Origin of the sequence: Pseudoalteromonas sp. S16_S37 (assembly GCF_014694405.1) — a bacterium.
Lineage (GTDB): Bacteria > Pseudomonadota > Gammaproteobacteria > Enterobacterales > Alteromonadaceae > Pseudoalteromonas.
On the sequence record NZ_JAAUWV010000027.1, the window covers coordinates 13,320 to 31,781 of the forward strand.

The 18,462-nt window shown below is 42.0% G+C and carries 20 protein-coding genes; 14 read left to right on the forward strand and 6 right to left on the reverse strand.

What is annotated here, in order from left to right:
- The first annotated feature begins 176 nt into the window (after positions 1-176).
- From rpoE to HC733_RS12845, 12 genes are all read left to right on the forward strand, one after another.
- Positions 177-758: an RNA polymerase sigma factor RpoE gene (rpoE, locus tag HC733_RS12790; protein WP_190365437.1), complete on the forward strand. Its 582-nt coding sequence runs from the start codon at positions 177-179 to the stop codon at positions 756-758.
- Position 759: 1 nt separating this feature from the next.
- On the forward strand, positions 760-1,371 hold the full coding sequence (locus HC733_RS12795; protein ID WP_190365438.1) for an anti sigma-E factor RseA C-terminal domain-containing protein: 612 nt from the start codon (positions 760-762) through the stop codon (positions 1,369-1,371).
- Positions 1,372-1,375: 4 nt separating this feature from the next.
- Positions 1,376-2,326 (forward strand): MucB/RseB C-terminal domain-containing protein, encoded by a 951-nt coding sequence (locus tag HC733_RS12800; protein ID WP_190365439.1) that lies wholly within the window; start codon positions 1,376-1,378, stop codon positions 2,324-2,326.
- Positions 2,323-2,772 carry a SoxR reducing system RseC family protein gene (locus HC733_RS12805; protein WP_190365440.1) on the forward strand — a complete coding sequence of 150 codons (450 nt, stop codon included), beginning with the start codon at positions 2,323-2,325 and terminating at the stop codon, positions 2,770-2,772. The genes HC733_RS12800 and HC733_RS12805 overlap by 4 nt, the downstream gene beginning before the upstream one ends.
- Positions 2,773-2,839: 67 nt before the next feature.
- A complete protein-coding gene (gene lepA, locus HC733_RS12810) occupies positions 2,840-4,627 on the forward strand; it encodes a translation elongation factor 4 (RefSeq protein ID WP_190365441.1) in 1,788 nt (595 codons plus the stop codon).
- 13 nt (positions 4,628-4,640) lie between these two features.
- Entirely contained in the window at positions 4,641-5,579 is a 939-nt protein-coding gene (gene lepB / locus HC733_RS12815; RefSeq protein WP_190365442.1) for a signal peptidase I, read from the forward strand.
- A 2-nt stretch (positions 5,580-5,581) separates the two neighbouring features.
- Positions 5,582-6,259 (forward strand): ribonuclease III, encoded by a 678-nt coding sequence (gene rnc, locus HC733_RS12820; protein ID WP_190365443.1) that lies wholly within the window; start codon positions 5,582-5,584, stop codon positions 6,257-6,259.
- The gene (era, locus tag HC733_RS12825) at positions 6,249-7,148 is read left to right on the forward strand and encodes a GTPase Era (protein WP_190365444.1); all 900 of its coding nucleotides are present in this window, start codon (positions 6,249-6,251) and stop codon (positions 7,146-7,148) included. Before rnc ends, era begins: the two co-directional genes overlap by 11 nt.
- A complete protein-coding gene (gene recO / locus HC733_RS12830; RefSeq protein ID WP_190365445.1) occupies positions 7,149-7,838 on the forward strand; it encodes a DNA repair protein RecO in 690 nt (229 codons plus the stop codon).
- Positions 7,839-7,842: 4 nt separating this feature from the next.
- Positions 7,843-8,577 carry a pyridoxine 5'-phosphate synthase gene (gene pdxJ / locus HC733_RS12835; protein WP_190365446.1) on the forward strand — a complete coding sequence of 245 codons (735 nt, stop codon included), beginning with the start codon at positions 7,843-7,845 and terminating at the stop codon, positions 8,575-8,577.
- 69 nt (positions 8,578-8,646) lie between these two features.
- Positions 8,647-9,483, forward strand: a complete 837-nt coding sequence (locus HC733_RS12840; RefSeq protein WP_190365447.1) for a kinase — start codon at positions 8,647-8,649, stop codon at positions 9,481-9,483.
- Between the two features lie 26 nt (positions 9,484-9,509).
- Positions 9,510-10,058: a GNAT family N-acetyltransferase gene (locus HC733_RS12845; RefSeq protein WP_190365448.1), complete on the forward strand. Its 549-nt coding sequence runs from the start codon at positions 9,510-9,512 to the stop codon at positions 10,056-10,058.
- Positions 10,059-10,157: 99 nt separating this feature from the next.
- On the opposite strand, the gene HC733_RS12850 is transcribed toward HC733_RS12845, so the two are convergent.
- From HC733_RS12850 to radC, 6 genes are all read right to left on the reverse strand, one after another.
- Positions 10,158-10,757, reverse strand: coding sequence for an amidohydrolase family protein (locus tag HC733_RS12850; RefSeq protein WP_190365449.1), 600 nt, complete (start codon positions 10,755-10,757; stop codon positions 10,158-10,160).
- A 368-nt stretch (positions 10,758-11,125) separates the two neighbouring features.
- The gene (locus HC733_RS12855; RefSeq protein WP_190365450.1) at positions 11,126-12,052 is read right to left on the reverse strand and encodes a Fic family protein; all 927 of its coding nucleotides are present in this window, start codon (positions 12,050-12,052) and stop codon (positions 11,126-11,128) included.
- A gap of 247 nt (positions 12,053-12,299) precedes the next feature.
- Positions 12,300-14,414, reverse strand: a complete 2,115-nt coding sequence (locus HC733_RS12860) for a hypothetical protein (RefSeq protein ID WP_190365451.1) — start codon at positions 14,412-14,414, stop codon at positions 12,300-12,302.
- Between the two features lie 420 nt (positions 14,415-14,834).
- Positions 14,835-14,990, reverse strand: coding sequence for a 50S ribosomal protein L33 (gene rpmG, locus HC733_RS12865; protein ID WP_005493124.1), 156 nt, complete (start codon positions 14,988-14,990; stop codon positions 14,835-14,837).
- A 12-nt stretch (positions 14,991-15,002) separates the two neighbouring features.
- Entirely contained in the window at positions 15,003-15,239 is a 237-nt protein-coding gene (gene rpmB, locus HC733_RS12870) for a 50S ribosomal protein L28 (RefSeq protein WP_058028557.1), read from the reverse strand.
- A 274-nt stretch (positions 15,240-15,513) separates the two neighbouring features.
- On the reverse strand, positions 15,514-16,188 hold the full coding sequence (radC, locus tag HC733_RS12875) for a RadC family protein (protein ID WP_190365452.1): 675 nt from the start codon (positions 16,186-16,188) through the stop codon (positions 15,514-15,516).
- Between the two features lie 137 nt (positions 16,189-16,325).
- On the opposite strand from radC, the gene coaBC reads away from it, so the two are divergent.
- Positions 16,326-17,522: a bifunctional phosphopantothenoylcysteine decarboxylase/phosphopantothenate--cysteine ligase CoaBC gene (gene coaBC, locus HC733_RS12880; protein WP_190365453.1), complete on the forward strand. Its 1,197-nt coding sequence runs from the start codon at positions 16,326-16,328 to the stop codon at positions 17,520-17,522.
- Between the two features lie 129 nt (positions 17,523-17,651).
- Positions 17,652-18,242, forward strand: coding sequence for a nucleoid occlusion factor SlmA (gene slmA, locus HC733_RS12885; RefSeq protein ID WP_190365454.1), 591 nt, complete (start codon positions 17,652-17,654; stop codon positions 18,240-18,242).
- The last annotated feature ends 220 nt before the right edge of the window (positions 18,243-18,462 follow it).

The following is an 18,462-nucleotide window of genomic DNA, read 5'->3' on the forward strand; positions in this document are numbered from 1 at the left end:
GCTTTGTGTGAGCTATGTAAGTGCAGTTATGTACGTTAAAAACGTGCTTTTGGTCATTATTTTAAAAAAAATATCAAAAAAACAGAACTTTTTAATCATGGCTCAGTCAGAGTAGCTGTAAATAATGGCAACGAAATATTGAGTTATAACTATAACAAAGAGGAGTACCGGCTCGAATGAGCGAGCAGGATTTGGATTTAGAACTGGTTAAGCGGGTGCAGCAAGGAGATAAAAACGCCTTCAACCTTTTAGTTGCCAAGTATCAAAATAAAGTCGCCGCGTTGATTTCACGTTACGTATCAAATCACGGCGATGTAGCAGATGTAGCCCAAGAGGCATTCATCAAGGCGTATCGTGCACTGCCGAACTTTAGGGGCGAGAGCGCATTTTACACTTGGTTGTATCGTATTGCGGTTAACTGCTCAAAAAATTATTTGGTGGCTCAAGGGCGCAAACCCCCGGCCAACGATGTGGATGCTGAAGAAGCTGAGTTTTATGACGGCGCTGAGCAATTACGCTCAAATGCATCCCCTGAGAATTTATTGCTTAGTGATGAGGTAAGGGCTGTTATATTTTCAACAATAGACGGTTTGCCTGATGACTTGAAAACAGCGATTACCCTTCGTGAAATCGAAGGTATGAGCTATGACGAAATTGCGGTAGTGATGGATTGCCCTGTTGGTACCGTTCGTTCTCGTATCTTTAGGGCGCGAGAGGCAATAGATAATAATTTAAACCCACTAATAGGTGAGTCATAACATGACAAAACAAAACCTTACTACATCACCGCAAGAAGCTGCATCGCGCTTACTTGATGGCGACTTGCAGCTAGAACAATCTTCTTTGAGTCATATAGACCAAGAAAAGTTTGCCCGCTATGCGCAAATTGGTGATGTGATGCGTCACACGCAAACAGGTGGTATTAACATTGACATTACTGCCAGTGTTGCCCGTGCTTTAGAAAGTGAGCCTTGCCACAATGTGACTGATGATAACAGTGCGGATATAGAACAAATAAACGACACAAAGGTAATTAAGTTAAGTGCTTGGCGTAGGCCTTTGTCTCAGATTGCGATAGCGGCAAGTGTGGCGTTGGTAGCCGTGGTTGGTGTAAACACCATGCCACAGCAAAATAGTCCTGCAATTGATGAAATGCCTATTTTACAGTCTCGTCCATTAGCAGGTGGCGTTGCGCCTGTGAGTTTTTCGTCTGAGCAACCTGCTTTGCAGCAGGCTGAACAAGGTATTCGCGATTTACAGCAGCAACGTATTGGTGCATTGGTTTTAGAGCATCAGCGCCAATCTCGCGTGGCTTATGCACTGCAACAAAAAGACAAAGCTGAACGTGAACAATCAGAGGAAAAGAAGTAGTTAAATGAGATTACTTGCCTGCATTTTAGGTTTATTTTTGGCAACCTTAGCGCATGCCGAAGAGGTTGTTTCTGCTAAACAATTATTAAATAACATGGCGACAGCCGTCCACAATAGAAACTTTGATGCTTCGTTTGTTGTTCTTAAAGGTAAAGGTATGGAGCCCTACAGATGGGTACATGCCAAACACGATAACAAAGAATTAGAGCTTTTAAGTTTACTCAATGGTGCTGGGCTTGAAATAGTGCGAGTCGATGATTTAGTCACCTACTATGAACCACAATCAGCGCCTTATTCGGTAAAAACGGATTCTATAGCTGGACCTATCCCAGAAATATTGTTCAAAGATTCTGAAGCGTTGTTAGAACATTACGATTTTGTTTTAGGTGGTAAAGGGCGCATTGCAGGGCGTCCTGCTCAGTTGGTTCGAGTAGAAGCAAAAGATGACTCAAAGTACAACTATTGGCTTTGGATAGATACACAATCGTCGCTGTTACTCAAAGCTGCCTACGTAACGCAGCAAGGTGAGTTACTTGAGCAGTTACAATTAACGCACATAAGCGTAACGCCTGAACCCGCTGAACAGCTACTCGAATTGACACAAAGAGAATTCCCAACACCTTTGCCGGCGTTAGAGTTAAGCAAAGATGAAACAACTCAGAGTAACTGGCAAATTGGTTGGTTGCCTGAGGGATTTAAATTACTAAAATCTGACCGTCATAAATTAGATTTAAACAACGAACTGGCTGACTACTATTTGTTTTCTGATGGTTTAGTCGATGTTTCTGTATTTGTACAACGACCACTGCCAGGGCAGCGTCCAAGTGGTGCGCTATCATCGGGTGCAACGACCGTTTATGTGCATAACTCTGGCGCATTTGATGTCTCTGTGGTTGGCAATATTCCAGCCATTACGGCAAAGAGCATCGCAGAGTCTGTGAAACGGCCATTATGATAGAACAAACACTTACCGTAGTGTCAGTCTCTGGCACTACTGCTTATTTACAGGCGCAGCAGAAGCCTGCCTGTGAGGGCTGCAACGGCAAATGCGGCTCGCAAATTTTTGCTAAGCTATTTGGCTCCCATAAAAAAACCTTGCCAATTAAGTTTGACGAGCCAGTTCAGGTTGGACAAAAAGTTAAACTTAGCCTTGATGATTCAAAAATCGTTAGTCATTCCTTTTATGTGTATATGTTCCCGATATTTGGTGCTTTTTTATTCTCATTTGTGAGTGCGTTAGCGCTTGATTGGAGTGAGCCAAAGCAAATTCTAAGTGCTGGATTTGGCGGCTTTTTCGGATATCTATTTGCCAAATGGCGAGTGCAAGGGTTACAGCATGAGGTGAAAGTGGTAAAAATTTATCCAATTAGCATGAGCGTGACGCAAATAGATGGTGATTGAGATAAATAAGAGGTAAAATCGCCACTTTAATCCATTTAGTGACTTATAGAAGTTTAGAATCCAGTATATGAAGCATATCCGTAACTTTTCTATCATCGCCCACATTGACCATGGCAAATCAACACTTTCTGACCGCCTAATTCAAGTATGCGGTGGCCTTACAGACCGAGAAATGCAGCAGCAGGTTCTGGATTCTATGGACATCGAGCGTGAGCGCGGTATTACCATCAAAGCACAAAGTGTAACTTTGAACTACACGGCTAAAGATGGTGAAACTTACATGTTGAACTTTATCGACACCCCGGGACACGTGGATTTCACGTACGAAGTGTCTCGCTCTTTGGCTGCCTGTGAAGGTGCGCTGCTAGTTGTTGACGCTGGTCAAGGTGTAGAAGCACAAACACTTGCTAACTGTTACACCGCAATTGAAATGGATTTGGAAGTTATTCCAATTTTGAACAAAATCGATTTACCTCAGGCTGATCCACTGCGTGTTGCTGAGGAAATTGAAGATATCGTTGGTATTGATGCGCTTGATGCTGTGCAATGTAGTGCAAAAACAGGCGTGGGTATCGAAGATGTATTAGAAAACATTGTTCGTGATGTACCGCCACCAGAAGGCGATCCGGAAGCACCACTACAAGCCCTTATCATTGACTCTTGGTTTGACTCATACCAAGGTGTTGTGTCTTTGGTGCGTATCAAACATGGTGCGCTACGCCAAGGTGATAAAATAAAGATCATGTCTACAGGCCAAACTCATCTTGTTGACAAAGTTGGTATTTTTACACCTAAACAAACCGACACTGGTACTTTAAAAACGGGTGAAGTAGGCTATGTGATTGCTGGTATTAAAGACATTCACGGTGCACCAGTGGGTGATACAATTACACTTACGAAAAATCCAGCACCACAGCGCCTACCTGGTTTCCAAAAAATTAAACCGCAGGTATACGCGGGAATGTTCCCAATCTCTTCAGATGACTATGAATCATTCCGTGATGCATTGAACAAACTTAGCTTAAACGACGCATCGTTGTTCTTTGAACCTGAGAATTCAACTGCACTTGGTTTTGGTTTCCGTGTTGGCTTCTTAGGCATGTTGCACATGGAAATTATTCAAGAGCGCTTGGAGCGTGAATATGACATGGATCTTATCACCACAGCGCCAACGGTAATCTATGAGATTGAGACCAAACATGGCACCATTCAAATAGATAACCCATCGGATTTACCTCCGGTTAATGATATTTTAGAGATCCGCGAGCCTATCGTTGAAGCGAACATTCTGGTACCGCAAGAGTATCTAGGCAATGTTATTACGCTATGTATTGAAAAGCGTGGTATGCAGACCAAAATGGCGTATCACGGTAAACAAGTCGCGGTAACGTATGAGCTACCGATGGCTGAAGTGGTGATGGACTTCTTTGATAAGTTAAAGTCAACGAGTCGTGGTTTTGCGTCATTAGACTATAACTTCAAGCACTTCCAAGCATCTGATATGGTTAGGGTTGATATTCTTATTAACGGTGACCGTGTTGATGCATTGGCAATTATCGCACACCGTGATGGCGCGCAAAGCCGTGGACGTCAGTTGGCAGAAGCCCTGAAGGAACTTATTCCACGTCAGATGTTCGATATTGCAATTCAAGCGGCTATTGGTGGACATGTTATTGCGCGTACGACGGTAAAACAATTACGTAAAAACGTAATTGCAAAATGTTATGGTGGTGACGTAAGTCGTAAGAAGAAACTACTTCAGAAACAAAAAGAAGGTAAAAAACGCATGAAGCAGCTAGGTAATGTAGAAGTACCTCAAGATGCGTTTCTAGCCATACTTAAAGTGGGTAAATAACAGGAATTTATTAATGGCAGGCTATTTTTCTATATTTTTGGTGGTATTGACCATTGGCTCTGGCTTACTTTGGCTACTAGACCATTTGGTTTATGCACCTAAGCGCAAAGACCGTATTGCATTGGCACAAGGCTCTTCCGAAGAGCCTCTTGACGAAGATGTGATTGCGCAAATAGCACCAGAACCTGCCATTATTGAAGGTGCAAAGTCTATTTTCCCGATGATTGCGGCGATCACTATTTTCCGCTCATTCATCTTTGAACCATTTCAAATCCCATCGGGCTCAATGATGCCAACTTTATTAGATGGTGATTTTATTTTGGTGCAAAAATACGCGTACGGCATTAAAGACCCAGTTTGGCGTTCACAATTGGTTGAAGTTGGCCAACCGCAGCGCGGTGATGTTATGGTGTTTAAATTTCCACTTGATGAGCGAATTGACTTCATTAAGCGAGTGATTGGCTTACCGGGTGACCATATTGTTTATCGTAATCGCCAGCTTTACATCAAGCCTAATTGCGCAGATGGCCAGCAGCAACAGGGCAGTTTGGTGTGTGGTGAGTATAATAAGATCAAACTTGATATTGTTAACAATGATGAATATACGCAAGGTTCAATGCCGCTGGTGCGTTTAACCGAAAGCCTGCCAGATGTGCAGCATGATATACTCATTAACCCGCAGGCTATAGAACCTGTAGAACGTTATCGCCCGCAACAACCTGGTACGAGAAAAGATGAATGGATAGTGCCAGAAGATAGCTATTTTGCAATGGGGGATAACCGTAACAACAGTCAAGATAGCCGTATGTGGGGATTTGTTCCTAAGGAGAACTTGGTCGGTAAAGCTGTCTTTATTTGGATGAGTTTTGATTTTGAAAATGGCCCAGACAGCCTACTTCCAGGTTGGGTTCCAACTGGTGTTCGCTTTGAACGCCTAGGTAATATTCAGTAGCAATGAAAAAAAACGTAGCAGAATTATACAGTAAGATAGGATATCACTTTAGTAACGAGGTATTGCTTGAGCAGGCCATGACGCATCGTAGTCATAAAGGTCAGCACAATGAGCGATTAGAATTTCTTGGTGACTCAATTTTGAGCTTTGTCATCGCCAATGCCTTGTATCATAAATTTCCCAAAGCGCGTGAAGGTGACTTGAGCCGCATGCGTTCTACCTTAGTTAGAGGGCAAACTTTAGCTGAATTTGGTGTAGAGTTTAACTTAGGTGATTATTTAAGACTTGGCCCTGGTGAACTTAAAAGCGGCGGCTTTCGTCGTGAATCAACACTTGCAGATGCAGTAGAAGCGATTATTGGCGCCGTGTTTTTAGACTCTGACATTGATACTTGTAGCGAATTGATTTTAACTTGGTACTCCTCTCGTTTAGATGCGATATCTCCAGGACATAACCAAAAAGACCCAAAAACGCTGCTGCAAGAATATTTACAAGCGCGAAAGTTGCCTTTACCTGGATACACAGTGATTGATACTAAAGGTCAGGCGCATAACCAAACGTTCACGGTTGAATGTATTGTGGAAGGGATGGAGAGCATAATTTCAGTAGGTAGCTCTCGTCGTAAAGCTGAGCAAAAAGCTGCCGAAAAAGCATTGAAGATTTTAAAAAATGACGCCTAACACACACTGTGGCATGGTTGCCATCGTTGGACGCCCAAATGTGGGCAAGTCAACGTTACTCAATAAGATTGTGGAACAAAAGGTGAGTATCACCTCTCGTAAGCCACAAACCACTCGTCATCGCATTATGGGTATTCATACCGAAGGTGATTACCAAGCTGTCTACGTTGATACGCCAGGGCTTCACATTGAAGAGAAGCGTGCCATCAACCGTTTAATGAACCGTGCAGCTTCAAGTTCAATCGGTGATGTTGAGCTGATCATTTTCGTTCTAGAGGGCACACTTTGGAACAGCGATGATGAAATGGTGTTAAACAAGGTCAAACAAAGTGGTCGTCCTGTACTTGTGGTGATGAATAAAGTTGACCAAGTAAAAGTGCAAGAAGATGTGCTAAAGCATATGCAATGGCTATCTGAGCAAGGCGATTTTGTTGGGATTGTACCAGTTTCTGCAAAGCAGAATAAAAACATCGATTTGGTAAAAGAGCAAGTGCGTGCGCGCTTACCTGAGAGTGAGTTTTATTTCCCAGAAGACTATGTAACAGATCGCTCAATGCGCTTTTTAGCAGCAGAAATTGTGCGTGAAAAACTGATGCGTTTTATGGGTGATGAACTTCCATACTCCGTTACTGTTGAAATTGAACAGTTTAAATGGCAAGACAATGGCGTTTGGCAGATCAATGCATTGATCTTAGTTGAGCGTGAATCACAAAAGCGTATGGTTATTGGTAATAAAGGCGAAAAGCTCAAAGTCATTGGTCGTGAAGCTCGTAAAGATTTAGAGGCTATGTTGGATAACAAGGTCTTTTTAGAGCTTTGGGTTAAAGTAAAATCAGGCTGGGCTGATGATGAGCGCGCACTACGTAGCTTAGGGTACGGAGAAGACTAATTGCAAAACGACTTTCGGCAAGTGTATTTGCTTCATCGTAGAGCGCACAGCGACTCTCAATGGATGCTGAATATGCTTGTTGAGGGCGTTGGTCATTTAAGTATGATCGCGCGTATCAAAGGTAAACAGTCACTAAAACACAACGCACATCTTAGACCTTTCGCTCCTATTTTGGCCCAATATGCTGGCCGTTACGACCTAAAATATTTAAACTCCTTTGAGCTGGCTCAAAATCCATTAGAATTGCAGGGCAAGCAGCTGTATTGTGGTTTTTATTTGAATGAGCTGACCTATCGTATCGTGCCTCGTAATGAGCCTTTAGAGCAAGTATTCGAGTTATACCAAACTCATTTATGCTCGTTAGCGCAAAATAACGATGTTGAACCTATTTTGCGTAGTTATGAGTTTCAGTTGCTAAGTGCATTAGGTTTTGGGATTGAGTTTGATATTGATGCCCATGGTGAGCCGATAACGGCAAATTTACATTATCAATATATACCTGAATTAGGATTTGAACCGATAGACACGCCACAATACGGTTTTTCGGGCGCAGTTTTATTAGCAATGGCAGAGCATGATTTTGCCAAAGCAACCGTTCGTACTCCAGCAAAACACTTGAGTCGATATTTATTGAAACCCCTTTTAGGAAACAAGGCGCTAAAAAGCCGCGAATTATTTATATCAAGGTAGGGCTATGAAAGAGATTTTTTTGGGCGTTAACGTAGATCACATTGCAACACTCAGACAGGCACGCGGCACCAGTTACCCCGATCCTGCCCACGCAGCAAGCGTTGCTGAGCATGCCGGTGCAGATGGCATCACTATTCACTTGCGTGAAGACCGTCGTCATATTCAAGACTCAGATGTATATGTAATGGCTAAAACCATTCAAACACGTATGAACCTTGAAATCGCTGTAACAGATGAAATGTTGGCTATCGCCCAAGAAGTGAAGCCTGAATATGTGTGTTTAGTACCTGAAAAGCGTGAAGAGCTCACAACTGAAGGTGGGTTGGATGTGATAGGCAACCAAGCAAAAATCACTGAAGCTGTAAAAGCGCTCGAAGCTTCAGGTATTAAGGTGAGCTTGTTTATTGATGCAAACAAAGCGCAAATTGATGCTGCAAAAGCCACGGGTGCTCCTTACATAGAGATCCACACTGGTGCTTACGCCGATGCAGAAAATGACAAACAACAAGCACAAGAATTAGAACGCATCCGCGAAGGTGTACAATATGCACATAGCTTAGGCATTATCGTGAATGCGGGTCATGGTTTGCATTATCATAATGTGAAACCCATCGCTCAAATGCCTGAAATTTATGAATTAAATATTGGTCATGCGATTGTCGCTCGCGCTGCAATTGATGGCTTAGAAAAAGCTGTCAGAGACATGAAGCGTTTGATGCTAGAAGCCAGACAGGCTTAATTTTTATATTTAACGCATAATAAAGGTCACGTCAGTGGCCTTTATTATTTTAGTAAGTTAAAAGATCTTATGAAACCTTGGCAAACTGCATTTATAGAGCGGTATCAGTTATCAACAGATTATATAAAAGATGCGGCCCCAATTGTTGCTTGGCTGAATCAGCAAGTCAGTAGTGCCGTGCGTCCTTATTGTCTGGGTATTAATGGCGCGCAAGGGTCTGGAAAATCAACCCTAGCGGCGTATTTGGTAGAGCACCTAAACGACAGTGGCTATCGCACCGACAGGGTATCGCTTGATGATTTTTACCTAAGCTCAAATGAGCGAAAACAGCGTGCCAGCCAAGTCCATCCTTTGTTTGCAACGCGCGGTGTGCCTGGCACCCATGACACTGCTTTAGTCCAACAAGTTTTGGCTGACTTTAAACAGCGGCGTTCGTTACTGTTACCACGCTTTGATAAAGCAATTGACGAGCCCTGTGCAACTTACTTGTGGCCCAAACATCAGCAGCCACTGGATATATTGATTTTTGAAGGGTGGTGCGTGGGTATCACGGCCCAATCAAATGAGCAGCTAAGTGGCCCAATCAACCAATTAGAGTGTGAAGATGATAAAAATGGTCATTTTAGAGCGTTAGTTAACGCGTTTTTGGCCACTGACTATCAACCACTGTTTTCGCACTTAGACAACCTTATTTACTTGGATGTCGGTCACTTTGAACGAGTATTTAAATGGCGTTTACAACAAGAAAAACAGTTGATAGCGCGCACAGGTAAAGGGATGAGTGACCAACAAATTAAATACTTCATCATGTTCTTTCAGCGCTTAACTGAACACGGCTTTGATGTTTTGCCGCATTTTTGTGACTTACATGTGAAGGTATTAGAGAATCACCGCTTCACGCTCTAGGGTGTAACTAAACAATAAGGACAGTTATGGCACCTACTTTATACATCAAACATTTACAAATAAGACCTTTTTTAGCCAAAGATCTCGAGTATTTTGCACAGTATCGAAATATAAAAGAGGTAGCCCGTTATCAAAGCTGGGAAAATTACACGCTAGCTGATGCCCAGCGGCTATTTGATAATATGGACTATAAGACTTTTAGCGAAGCCGGAAAATGGTTTCAACTTGCCATTGTCGATTCATCCTCTGATCATATATTGGGTGATTTAGCCATACACTTTATCGATGATGAGCAAGTTGAAATCGGTTTTACCATTGCCCCGACTAACCAGCGCCAGGAGGTGGCAAGTAATGCAGTAATAGCCTTACTCGGTTACTTGTTTAATGAATTGAATAAGCACCGTGTTATTGCAATCACCGACGCTAAAAATGAAGCTGCACAACGTCTTTTAAAGCGTTTGGGGTTTCGCCTTGAAGCTCATTACCTGCAAAACGTATTTTTTAAAGGTGAGTGGGCAGACGAATGTTTGTACGCGATGCTTGCGTCTGAATTTAATCGCTCTACTGGTACTTAAAAAGACACAGAGCTAGACAAGGTAAGCGTAGGGAGCATTACAACTTGCATTTTAGCTAAGCCGCAGCAATACTCGCTGCAGCTTACTAAACGATTGATATCAAAGCCCGATGATTGCGCCATGTTTTACCACAAGGTGTGGTTTTTGCAAGGTATACAATGTGGCATAGGGGTTTTGTTCAACAACAACAAAATCCGCTTGCTTGCCTGTTTGTATAGTCCCTAATTTGCCATCGACGGAGAATGCAATGGCATTGCCATAGGTCATGGCTTTGAGAATGTGTTGATTGCTTATTCCTGCTTTTTGCCACAGTGCAGCTTCTCCAAATATTGATACGCCATGCAACGTGCCTGGATTACCCGCGTCTGTGCCAAACGCGATGTTGATGCCTGCCTCTAGCGCTCGTTTTAGGTTCTGCTTTTGGAGTTCTTCAAGCTTGCTCGAGAATAGAGTCTGTAGCTGAGCTACGATTGATTGACCTTGCTTACCTAGCTTGGCTATTTTTTCCTCTGGTTCATCGACTAAGGGCATATACTGCAAAAGTAACTGGAACATTTGGCCTGTTTTGTCACTCTGTAGCATGAGCTGCTTGAAGCTATCAATTGTGGCTTTATCACCATGTTGGTGTTGAAAAGGCGTAAATTCTAAAGTATTTTTAAACAGTTGAAAGTAATGGTTATATGCTGAGAGTGTAGGCATATAGGTAACATTGTTTAGTTTGGCCAGAGCGGGGTTATTGAATAGTAACAATACGTTTGATTAAAGGATTTTTTTGTAAAGCCTGAGGGCGTCATTAAAAATACAGTTCAGAGTTATAAAAAACTTAGGCTCTTTCCAAAGCTTTGGAATGAAATTTTTTTAGCCCAATCGAAAGAAAACTAGGCAGGCAATTAGTTATTTGTCGTACGATCAATAGCTCCGTCAAAAAGCGTTAGTTAATACACTGATTAAAGCTAAGAATTAGCTTTAATCAGTTAGGATATCTAAGACGGCTCAATTTAGCTTTTTACAAGACTTTATTAGTGAATATTGATTTATCTAAAAGGTTTTTTTGTGCAAAGATCCGGTTAGTTAGCTACTCTTTTGTCAATAATATCCTCACTTGCCAATAAAATATCCTCCCAACATTGCCAAAGCTTAAAGATATAGGGACATTCTAGTACCTTGGTGTTATTGGCATTACTGAGCGTTTTCACTTCCAACAATCCTGTCTGCAGCATAACGGTGGCTGCTTCGACGTAATGATGTGCTGTTTGCATATTTATAATGGGGGTATCGTACAGTTGCTGGACTAGTTCCTCCCACCCTTTTGGTTTCATGCAGCATGCGAGTGCAAGCCTAAATTGTTGTTCACACTCGCTCAAAGCTTGTGCTATTTGTCTTTGTTTTTGTTCGAGCCACCTAAATGCGGTTTCCCAATAGTTGAGCCATGAAACTATGTCGTCTCTTTGGTAAGCATTGTGTTTATTCTCGTATTGCACTGAGCTGTTGGCTAATCTAAAAAAAAGTGGGTGTAGCCAATAGTTGTTTCGAACATGGGATAGTGCCCCATCTAGAAATGCTCTAGCTACTCTACCATTGCCATCGTTAAAAGGGTGGACAACTAAAAACTGATCATAAAGACTTAGTGCGTGCTCTAAGGAGGTGGGTGGTTGTTGGTCCAATGCGTTATACCAATCTTGCATCAGGCTGTGAATTCGATTGGCATCTGCAGCTACAAAACGCGCTGTATCAGGGCTCTTACCTCCAATCCAGCATGGAGAGGTTCGATATTCACCATGATTACCTACTTCGGGGGCCAATATCTGATGTACCTTCTGTAAGAGTACATTTCTTGAAGGGCTTTTAATAGCTAGTTGCTCTTTAGCAAACAAGCATCCTCGCTGAAAATTGTAAATTTGACTCCACAGCTGCTGAGTCACTGGGTTTGTGGTTTGAACGCCAAGAGAGCAAACGGATAGTTGTTTATGGCTAACTTGTTTTCCTTCACGCAAACTCACGCTCCCTGCTAAATAACGGCTAAAAAACTTAGCGTGAACTGGCGCAATTGAGTAGACATTTAGTCGTTTCTGTATCGATTGTAGGGTTGATGATACAGGTGTGACTTTGTGTTTAAGAAAATTGGGCACATAGCATTGATAGGGTTGATTGTTTTTTTGCCAAATGCAGTTTTCATAAGAAGGCATAATATTACTCTCTGAAAAAAGGGCAAATATTTATGATTTGCCCCATGTATTTAGGTTACTGGTAAGGTACGCGAGGTATAAAGTTAAAACCATGCATGGTCACATCACCAATATACTCTGCGGTATTCCTCCACCAAGAGAGGGTAACGAGTACAGCACTCAAGCGTGCACATTGTTGTCCATTTTGAGAGAATAGGTCGGTTTTTACGCGACCCACGTTTTTAGTGTAGTGTTCTGCAACAGAGACACCTTCAGCGACACGATCATATGCACCACTAGGGTTATAACCAAAATTTACACGGTAATCTAAGACATAGTCAGGGTGTAGGCAGGTTTCTACCCAAAATGTTTCCTCACAGTCTTGCACCGCTCCACAAGCAGGCTTCTTTACATTTAAGGTTGCAGTTTTTTCCACTGGTTCCCAGCGGTGTATTTCCATTGCGTATTCATGGCAGTTAGTATTACCAATTTTACAGCTCGAAACTTTTGGTCCATCTATACATGATGACCATGTACGTTGCGCTAAACACTGGCCATACTCTTTAATTATTTTGCTGCGAACCGCGTTACAGATATCGTATTGTGGTCGTTTATAACTATCTATACGGATCAAGCCTACATCACGACTGATTTTTCTTCCAGCTTGTGTAATACCATCTGAGTGTGGACCGTAGATGTCGCAACGATCTTCTACCTGTGCGTTAAAATTTGACCATGTTGTAATTTTTTCAACAATGGGTGAGTAATCCATAAATATCTCGTTTAGAGGTTTATTTGTTAACTCATTCGGAATTGGATAGTTGTTAGTCGTAAAGCCAATCGCGGTGTAATTGTCAAAGCTTGTATTTACATCAGAGAACTTTTTCAAGCTTTCAATAAACGAGGGCAGAGAGTTATGTGAGACAACTGACCCTGCGAATTCAGCTCCTGCTGAAACAGATTTTATCTCTAAATTAAAGTTAGCAAAGTCATTCAAGAAGGTTTCTTTTTTGTTACTGTCGAAGTTTGAGCTCACTAATTCTTTAAATTTGGCAGCAAATTTTGTTTCAAGGTCTTTTTTCTTATAGTTAAAGCCTTCTTCGTTCAAAACGCGAATGTAATAATACATCTCTTTTCCAATATCGACAGAAGCAATATATTGGTCACCACACAGGCTTCTAAAGCTTGATTTATCACCATTTATCAACATGCTGTTGAATTTATGCTGCAAGTGTAACTGATTACTTGGGCGTGATACCAAGGTTTTGCTTATATGTCTAAACTTGCCCATAAATAGTGACTTATCACGTTTTTGCATTGCATATTCGTATAGTTTGTTCTTATAGACATTATCTTTTGTTTCTAACCCCAATAATGAAGCGCTACCTTTTATGGTGTTATCCTTATCAAGAATACTAGTAGCTTTGTCACGTTCGGTTATTAGCTCAAAAGATTGATCTGTCTCGAATTTGTTGTAACTGGTATGCTGCTCACCGGGTGGGGTAGTAAAACAGTGGGCGTTAATATTCATACCATTGCGAACCATGTCATAGCCCTTTTCTAACAGCTTATCGATCCCAGTGACGCGACTGTTAGCAGCGAAAGTATGGACTTGTGCTTCTATTTGGTCTGGCCAACCCATCTCAGACTCATAGGGTACTTTATGCGTAAAACCAGCACTGTAAAGCTCATTGCAGTTAACTGAATCATCATTTAAGCATGGTTGCACTGCGACTTCTGCTTGGTCCGAAACTGTCACGTCTTCAAGTGTAACCTCGCCACCTGTATATACAGTTTTGGCAAGTTGCCAGCCATTACCATCTTGATTGACTAGTATATTAAACTTCTGATTAGGAACATTTTTTTTGACATTGAGTATGAGTGCTAGCTCTGCAACAGTATCATGTTCAAATAAGAATCTTTCTATAGGTTCAATATTTTCTATTTTAGGTAGATCTTTTTGCTGCGTATTATCAATGCTGCTATCTGAGTTGTTTGTATTTGCATTTGCATTGAGTTTTTGGTTCCAACCCCAGCCAGTTAAATTTTTATTTTTTTCGTAATTAGCGTCTTGCTCAATGACACTACTTGGTTGCTGTTCTACCAATTGTTCAAACGCGGCGACTTGTGCGCTTGTTATACTTAACGCTACACCCAAAACTGCGGCATGGCGAGCTTGTTTCATATTCATAATGTTGTTTCCTTAAATGACTACTAACGCAGAGATCAATCTCATAATGTGTACCGCTTTAACGGTACAAAGGAGAGTTTGCTGCTAGGTGATTCAATATGACTAGTTAAATTAAGTAAATTCATGGTAAAAATGAATTAACTTGTTGATGTTGTTGTTTGAATGGGTAAATAATAAGTAATACCAATTTTATTAATACATTGATCATTCTAGCGAGCTAAATGACTCATTAACTGCGTTAAATATTTCTCATGTAGAATAACTACATAGCGAAATATTTGCCTTGTTTCTAAGCCATTTATCTGTCGCAATATCTGATCACTTATTTAATGTAATTGGTATAACAATCGTTCGTTTAAAATAGTACAAAACAAAAAACCCAGCCGAGGCTGGGTTTTTAGTATTCTGTAAAAAGCAAAATTACTTGATTTTTGCTTCTTTGAAAATCACGTGCTTACGAACTTTAGGATCGTATTTTTTGATTTCCATTTTTTCAGGCATGTTACGCTTGTTCTTGTCGGTAGTGTAGAAATAACCAGTACCAGCAGTTGAAACTAAACGGATCTTATCACGCATGATTCAAGCTCCTTAAACTTTTTCGCCGCGAGCACGGATATCTACTAATACCGCGTCGATGCCTTTCTTATCGATAATACGCATACCTTTAGTAGTAGTACGTAATGTAACGAAACGTTTTTCGCTTTCAACCCAGAAACGGTGTGTTTGTAGGTTAGGTAGGAAGCGACGCTTAGTAGCGTTGCGCGCGTGTGAACGGTGGTTACCTACCACTGGGCGCTTACCTGTAACTTGACAGACTTTAGACATGTCTATGTATCTCCAATAACTTCGCTCGAGCTTAATTTTCCCTTGGACCTTAACTGCGTTGCCCCGGGGTAAATCAGAGGGCGCTCTTTATACAGCATCTACAGGCAGAGATCAAGGATCTGATCCTATCTAATCAGCTCATGTGTAAATTTGATAGCGGCCAATTATAATGATCGAATGCCCCTTAGGAAAGCAAAAACTGCATTTAAATTAAACTAATTTGTAAAAAGCCTCGCAAAGTGATGTTTTTTACAACTTTGTTGAGCAAAACAGCCTAAATTAAGCCTCGTTGCGCAAAAGAAATACACTGCTCGCCAGCAACAATCAGATGATCAAGCACATTTATGTCAACCAAAGCCAGTGCATTTTGCAGTTTTTTGGTAATTAATTTGTCAGCTTGGCTTGGCTCTGCAATTCCTGATGGGTGATTGTGAGCAAAAATAAGTGAAGCCGCGTTGTATTTTAAAGCCGCTTTAACGACTTCTCGTGGATAAACACTCGCGGCGTTAATCGTCCCTCTAAATAATATTTCGTCTTTTATTAAGCGATTTTGATTATCCACATACAGCGCCATAAACACTTCATGATCTAATCCTCTAAGCTGTATCGACAAATAGTCACTCACTGCATCGGGTGAACTGAACAAGGTGTCTCGTTGGCAACGCTCTTTTAAATACCGCTTACTTAGCTCTAATACCGCTTGCAGTTGCACATATTTTGCCTCCCCTAAGCCCTTGTGTGTGCAAAAATCACTTAAGCTCGCGTTAAACAGATTACTTAAAGTGTGATTTTGCTTTAGTAGGGATTGCGCCAATTCTATGGCATTCATACCGCTCACACCGGTACGTAGAAAAATAGCGAGTAACTCTGCATCCGATAGCGCATCAGGCCCAAGGTTGAGGAGTTTTTCACGGGGGCGCGTATGCGCAGGTAATGTATGTATTTGCATCTCTATTCCTTAGAGTTGGCTGTCCTTAGGTCATAAAGTGTAGTTTGCTTGGATGAATATTCAATGCCCCATTAGTGCCATCAATATTGAGGCTGTGTTATCTTTAACACTTAAACAAATTACTCTGGATTTGGGACATGAGCCAACAACATAAAAATATTGTGCTAGGGATCAGTGGCGGTATTGCAGCCTATAAATGTGCAGAACTGGTAAGACGCTTAAAAGAGCAAAATTGCGTTGTAAAAGTCGTTATGACCGACTCAGCCAAACACTTTATCACCCCGCTAACAATGCAAGCTGTCTCTGGTGAACCCGTCGCAGAATCACTCCTAGATCCAAATGCCGAGGCGGCAATGGGCCATATTGAGCTGGCCAAGTGGGCAGATCTTATTTTAGTCGCGCCCGCCAGTTGCAACATCATTGCTAAAATGGCGCACGGTATTGCCGATGATTTGTTAACAACGCTATTATTAGCAACACCTGCGCAGGTTGCCGTTGCACCGGCTATGAATCAACAAATGTATGCACATGCTGCAACTCAGGCCAATTTAAACCTGCTCGCCTCCCGCGGTGTTAAAATTTGGGGTCCTGGTAAGGGTGAACAGGCGTGCGGTGATGTTGGCGCTGGTCGCATGTTAGAGCCTCATGAATTGGTCGATTTGTGCATCGCAACAGAGCCGGCAACGGTGTTGGCGGATGTCACAGTCACTATAACAGCAGGGCCTACTCGAGAAGCACTTGATCCGGTACGTTTTATCAGTAATCACAGCTCAGGAAAAATGGGCTATGCGTTGGCTCAGGCGGCTTTATTACTCGGTGCTAAAGTTAACTTGATTTCAGGCCCTGTAAGTATTGCCCCTCCAAGTGGCGCAGAAGTTTTTGCCGTCGAAAGCGCCATGCAAATGCGTGATACCGCGCTAAAATTGGCCAGTGAATCAAATATTTTTATTGGCTGCGCTGCCGTTGCTGATTACCGAGTAGCACAGGTTGCCGAGCAAAAAATTAAAAAGCAAGGCGACGAAATAAGCATAACCATGGTTAAAAACCCGGATATTATCGCCGAAGTAGCTGCATTGACTAAAAATAGACCTTACACTGTTGGCTTTGCCGCCGAAACACAAAATGTTGAGCAGTATGCTCAAGGCAAGCTAAAAAACAAAAACTTAGATATGATCTGTGCCAATGATGTATCACGCCAAGGTCTCGGTTTTAACGCAGACAACAACGCGCTAACACTGTTTTGGCCTGATGAGAGCTTAGAGTTACCCGTTGCTGATAAGCAAGCACTCGCTATGACTGTACTCATGGAAATTACGAAAAGGCTTGATTATTAAGTACATAAAAGCAACTTTTTAAAATACTGGCACCAAGCTGAATAAAGCATTAACATAAGGCCCCGAGCAATAGGTGTGAGCTGCTTGGGGTTTGCACTGACCATAATAACGATAACGAAAGGAAAGTTCATGCCAGCGACTAAACGCAGTAATCGCAAAGAGCAAATACTACAATCTCTCGCACAAATGCTTGAAACTAGCCCAGGTCAACGCATCACTACAGCTAAACTAGCAGCCGAAGTGGGTGTATCTGAAGCCGCACTTTACCGTCATTTCCCTAGTAAAGCGCGTATGTTTGAAGGATTAATAGAGTTCATTGAAGATACCCTTTTGTCACGTATCAATCTCATTTTAGAAAATGAGAAAGAAACCCAAGGGCGCGTTTATAACATTTTAATGCTGCTTTTAGCTTTTGCTGAAAAAAACCCTGGTATCACCCGAATTTTAACCGGAGATGCACTTCAGGGTGAGCAAGAGCGACTCAGAGAGCGCGTTCAAAGCTTATTCGAAAAACTCGAAACACAATTCAAACAGGTGCTACGCGAAAGAAAATTGCGAGAAGGCAAAGCATTCGCGACCGAAGAAGGCGCACTGGCTAACTTATTTTTGGCTTATGTTGAAGGTAAGATGAACCAATTCGTGCGTAGCGATTTTAAGTCCCTGCCAAGCAGCCAATTTGAAAAGCAATGGGTAGAGCTGCAAAAGATCTGGCTCGCCTGAAGTGGCTTGCCTGAACTGGCTTGCCTGAACTGGCTTGCCTGAACTGGCTTGCCTGAACTGGCTTGCCTGAACTGGCTTCCTAATTACGCCCAAGCAAGTGTGTAAGAGATAATCACGGCCGAGCCGTCTTTTTATCTCTTACAATGCAACATTTGCCGCAACTGCCTTTAGCGACAGGGCCGACTTGTGTTAAAACAAAGCATGGTTAACCACAAGTTCA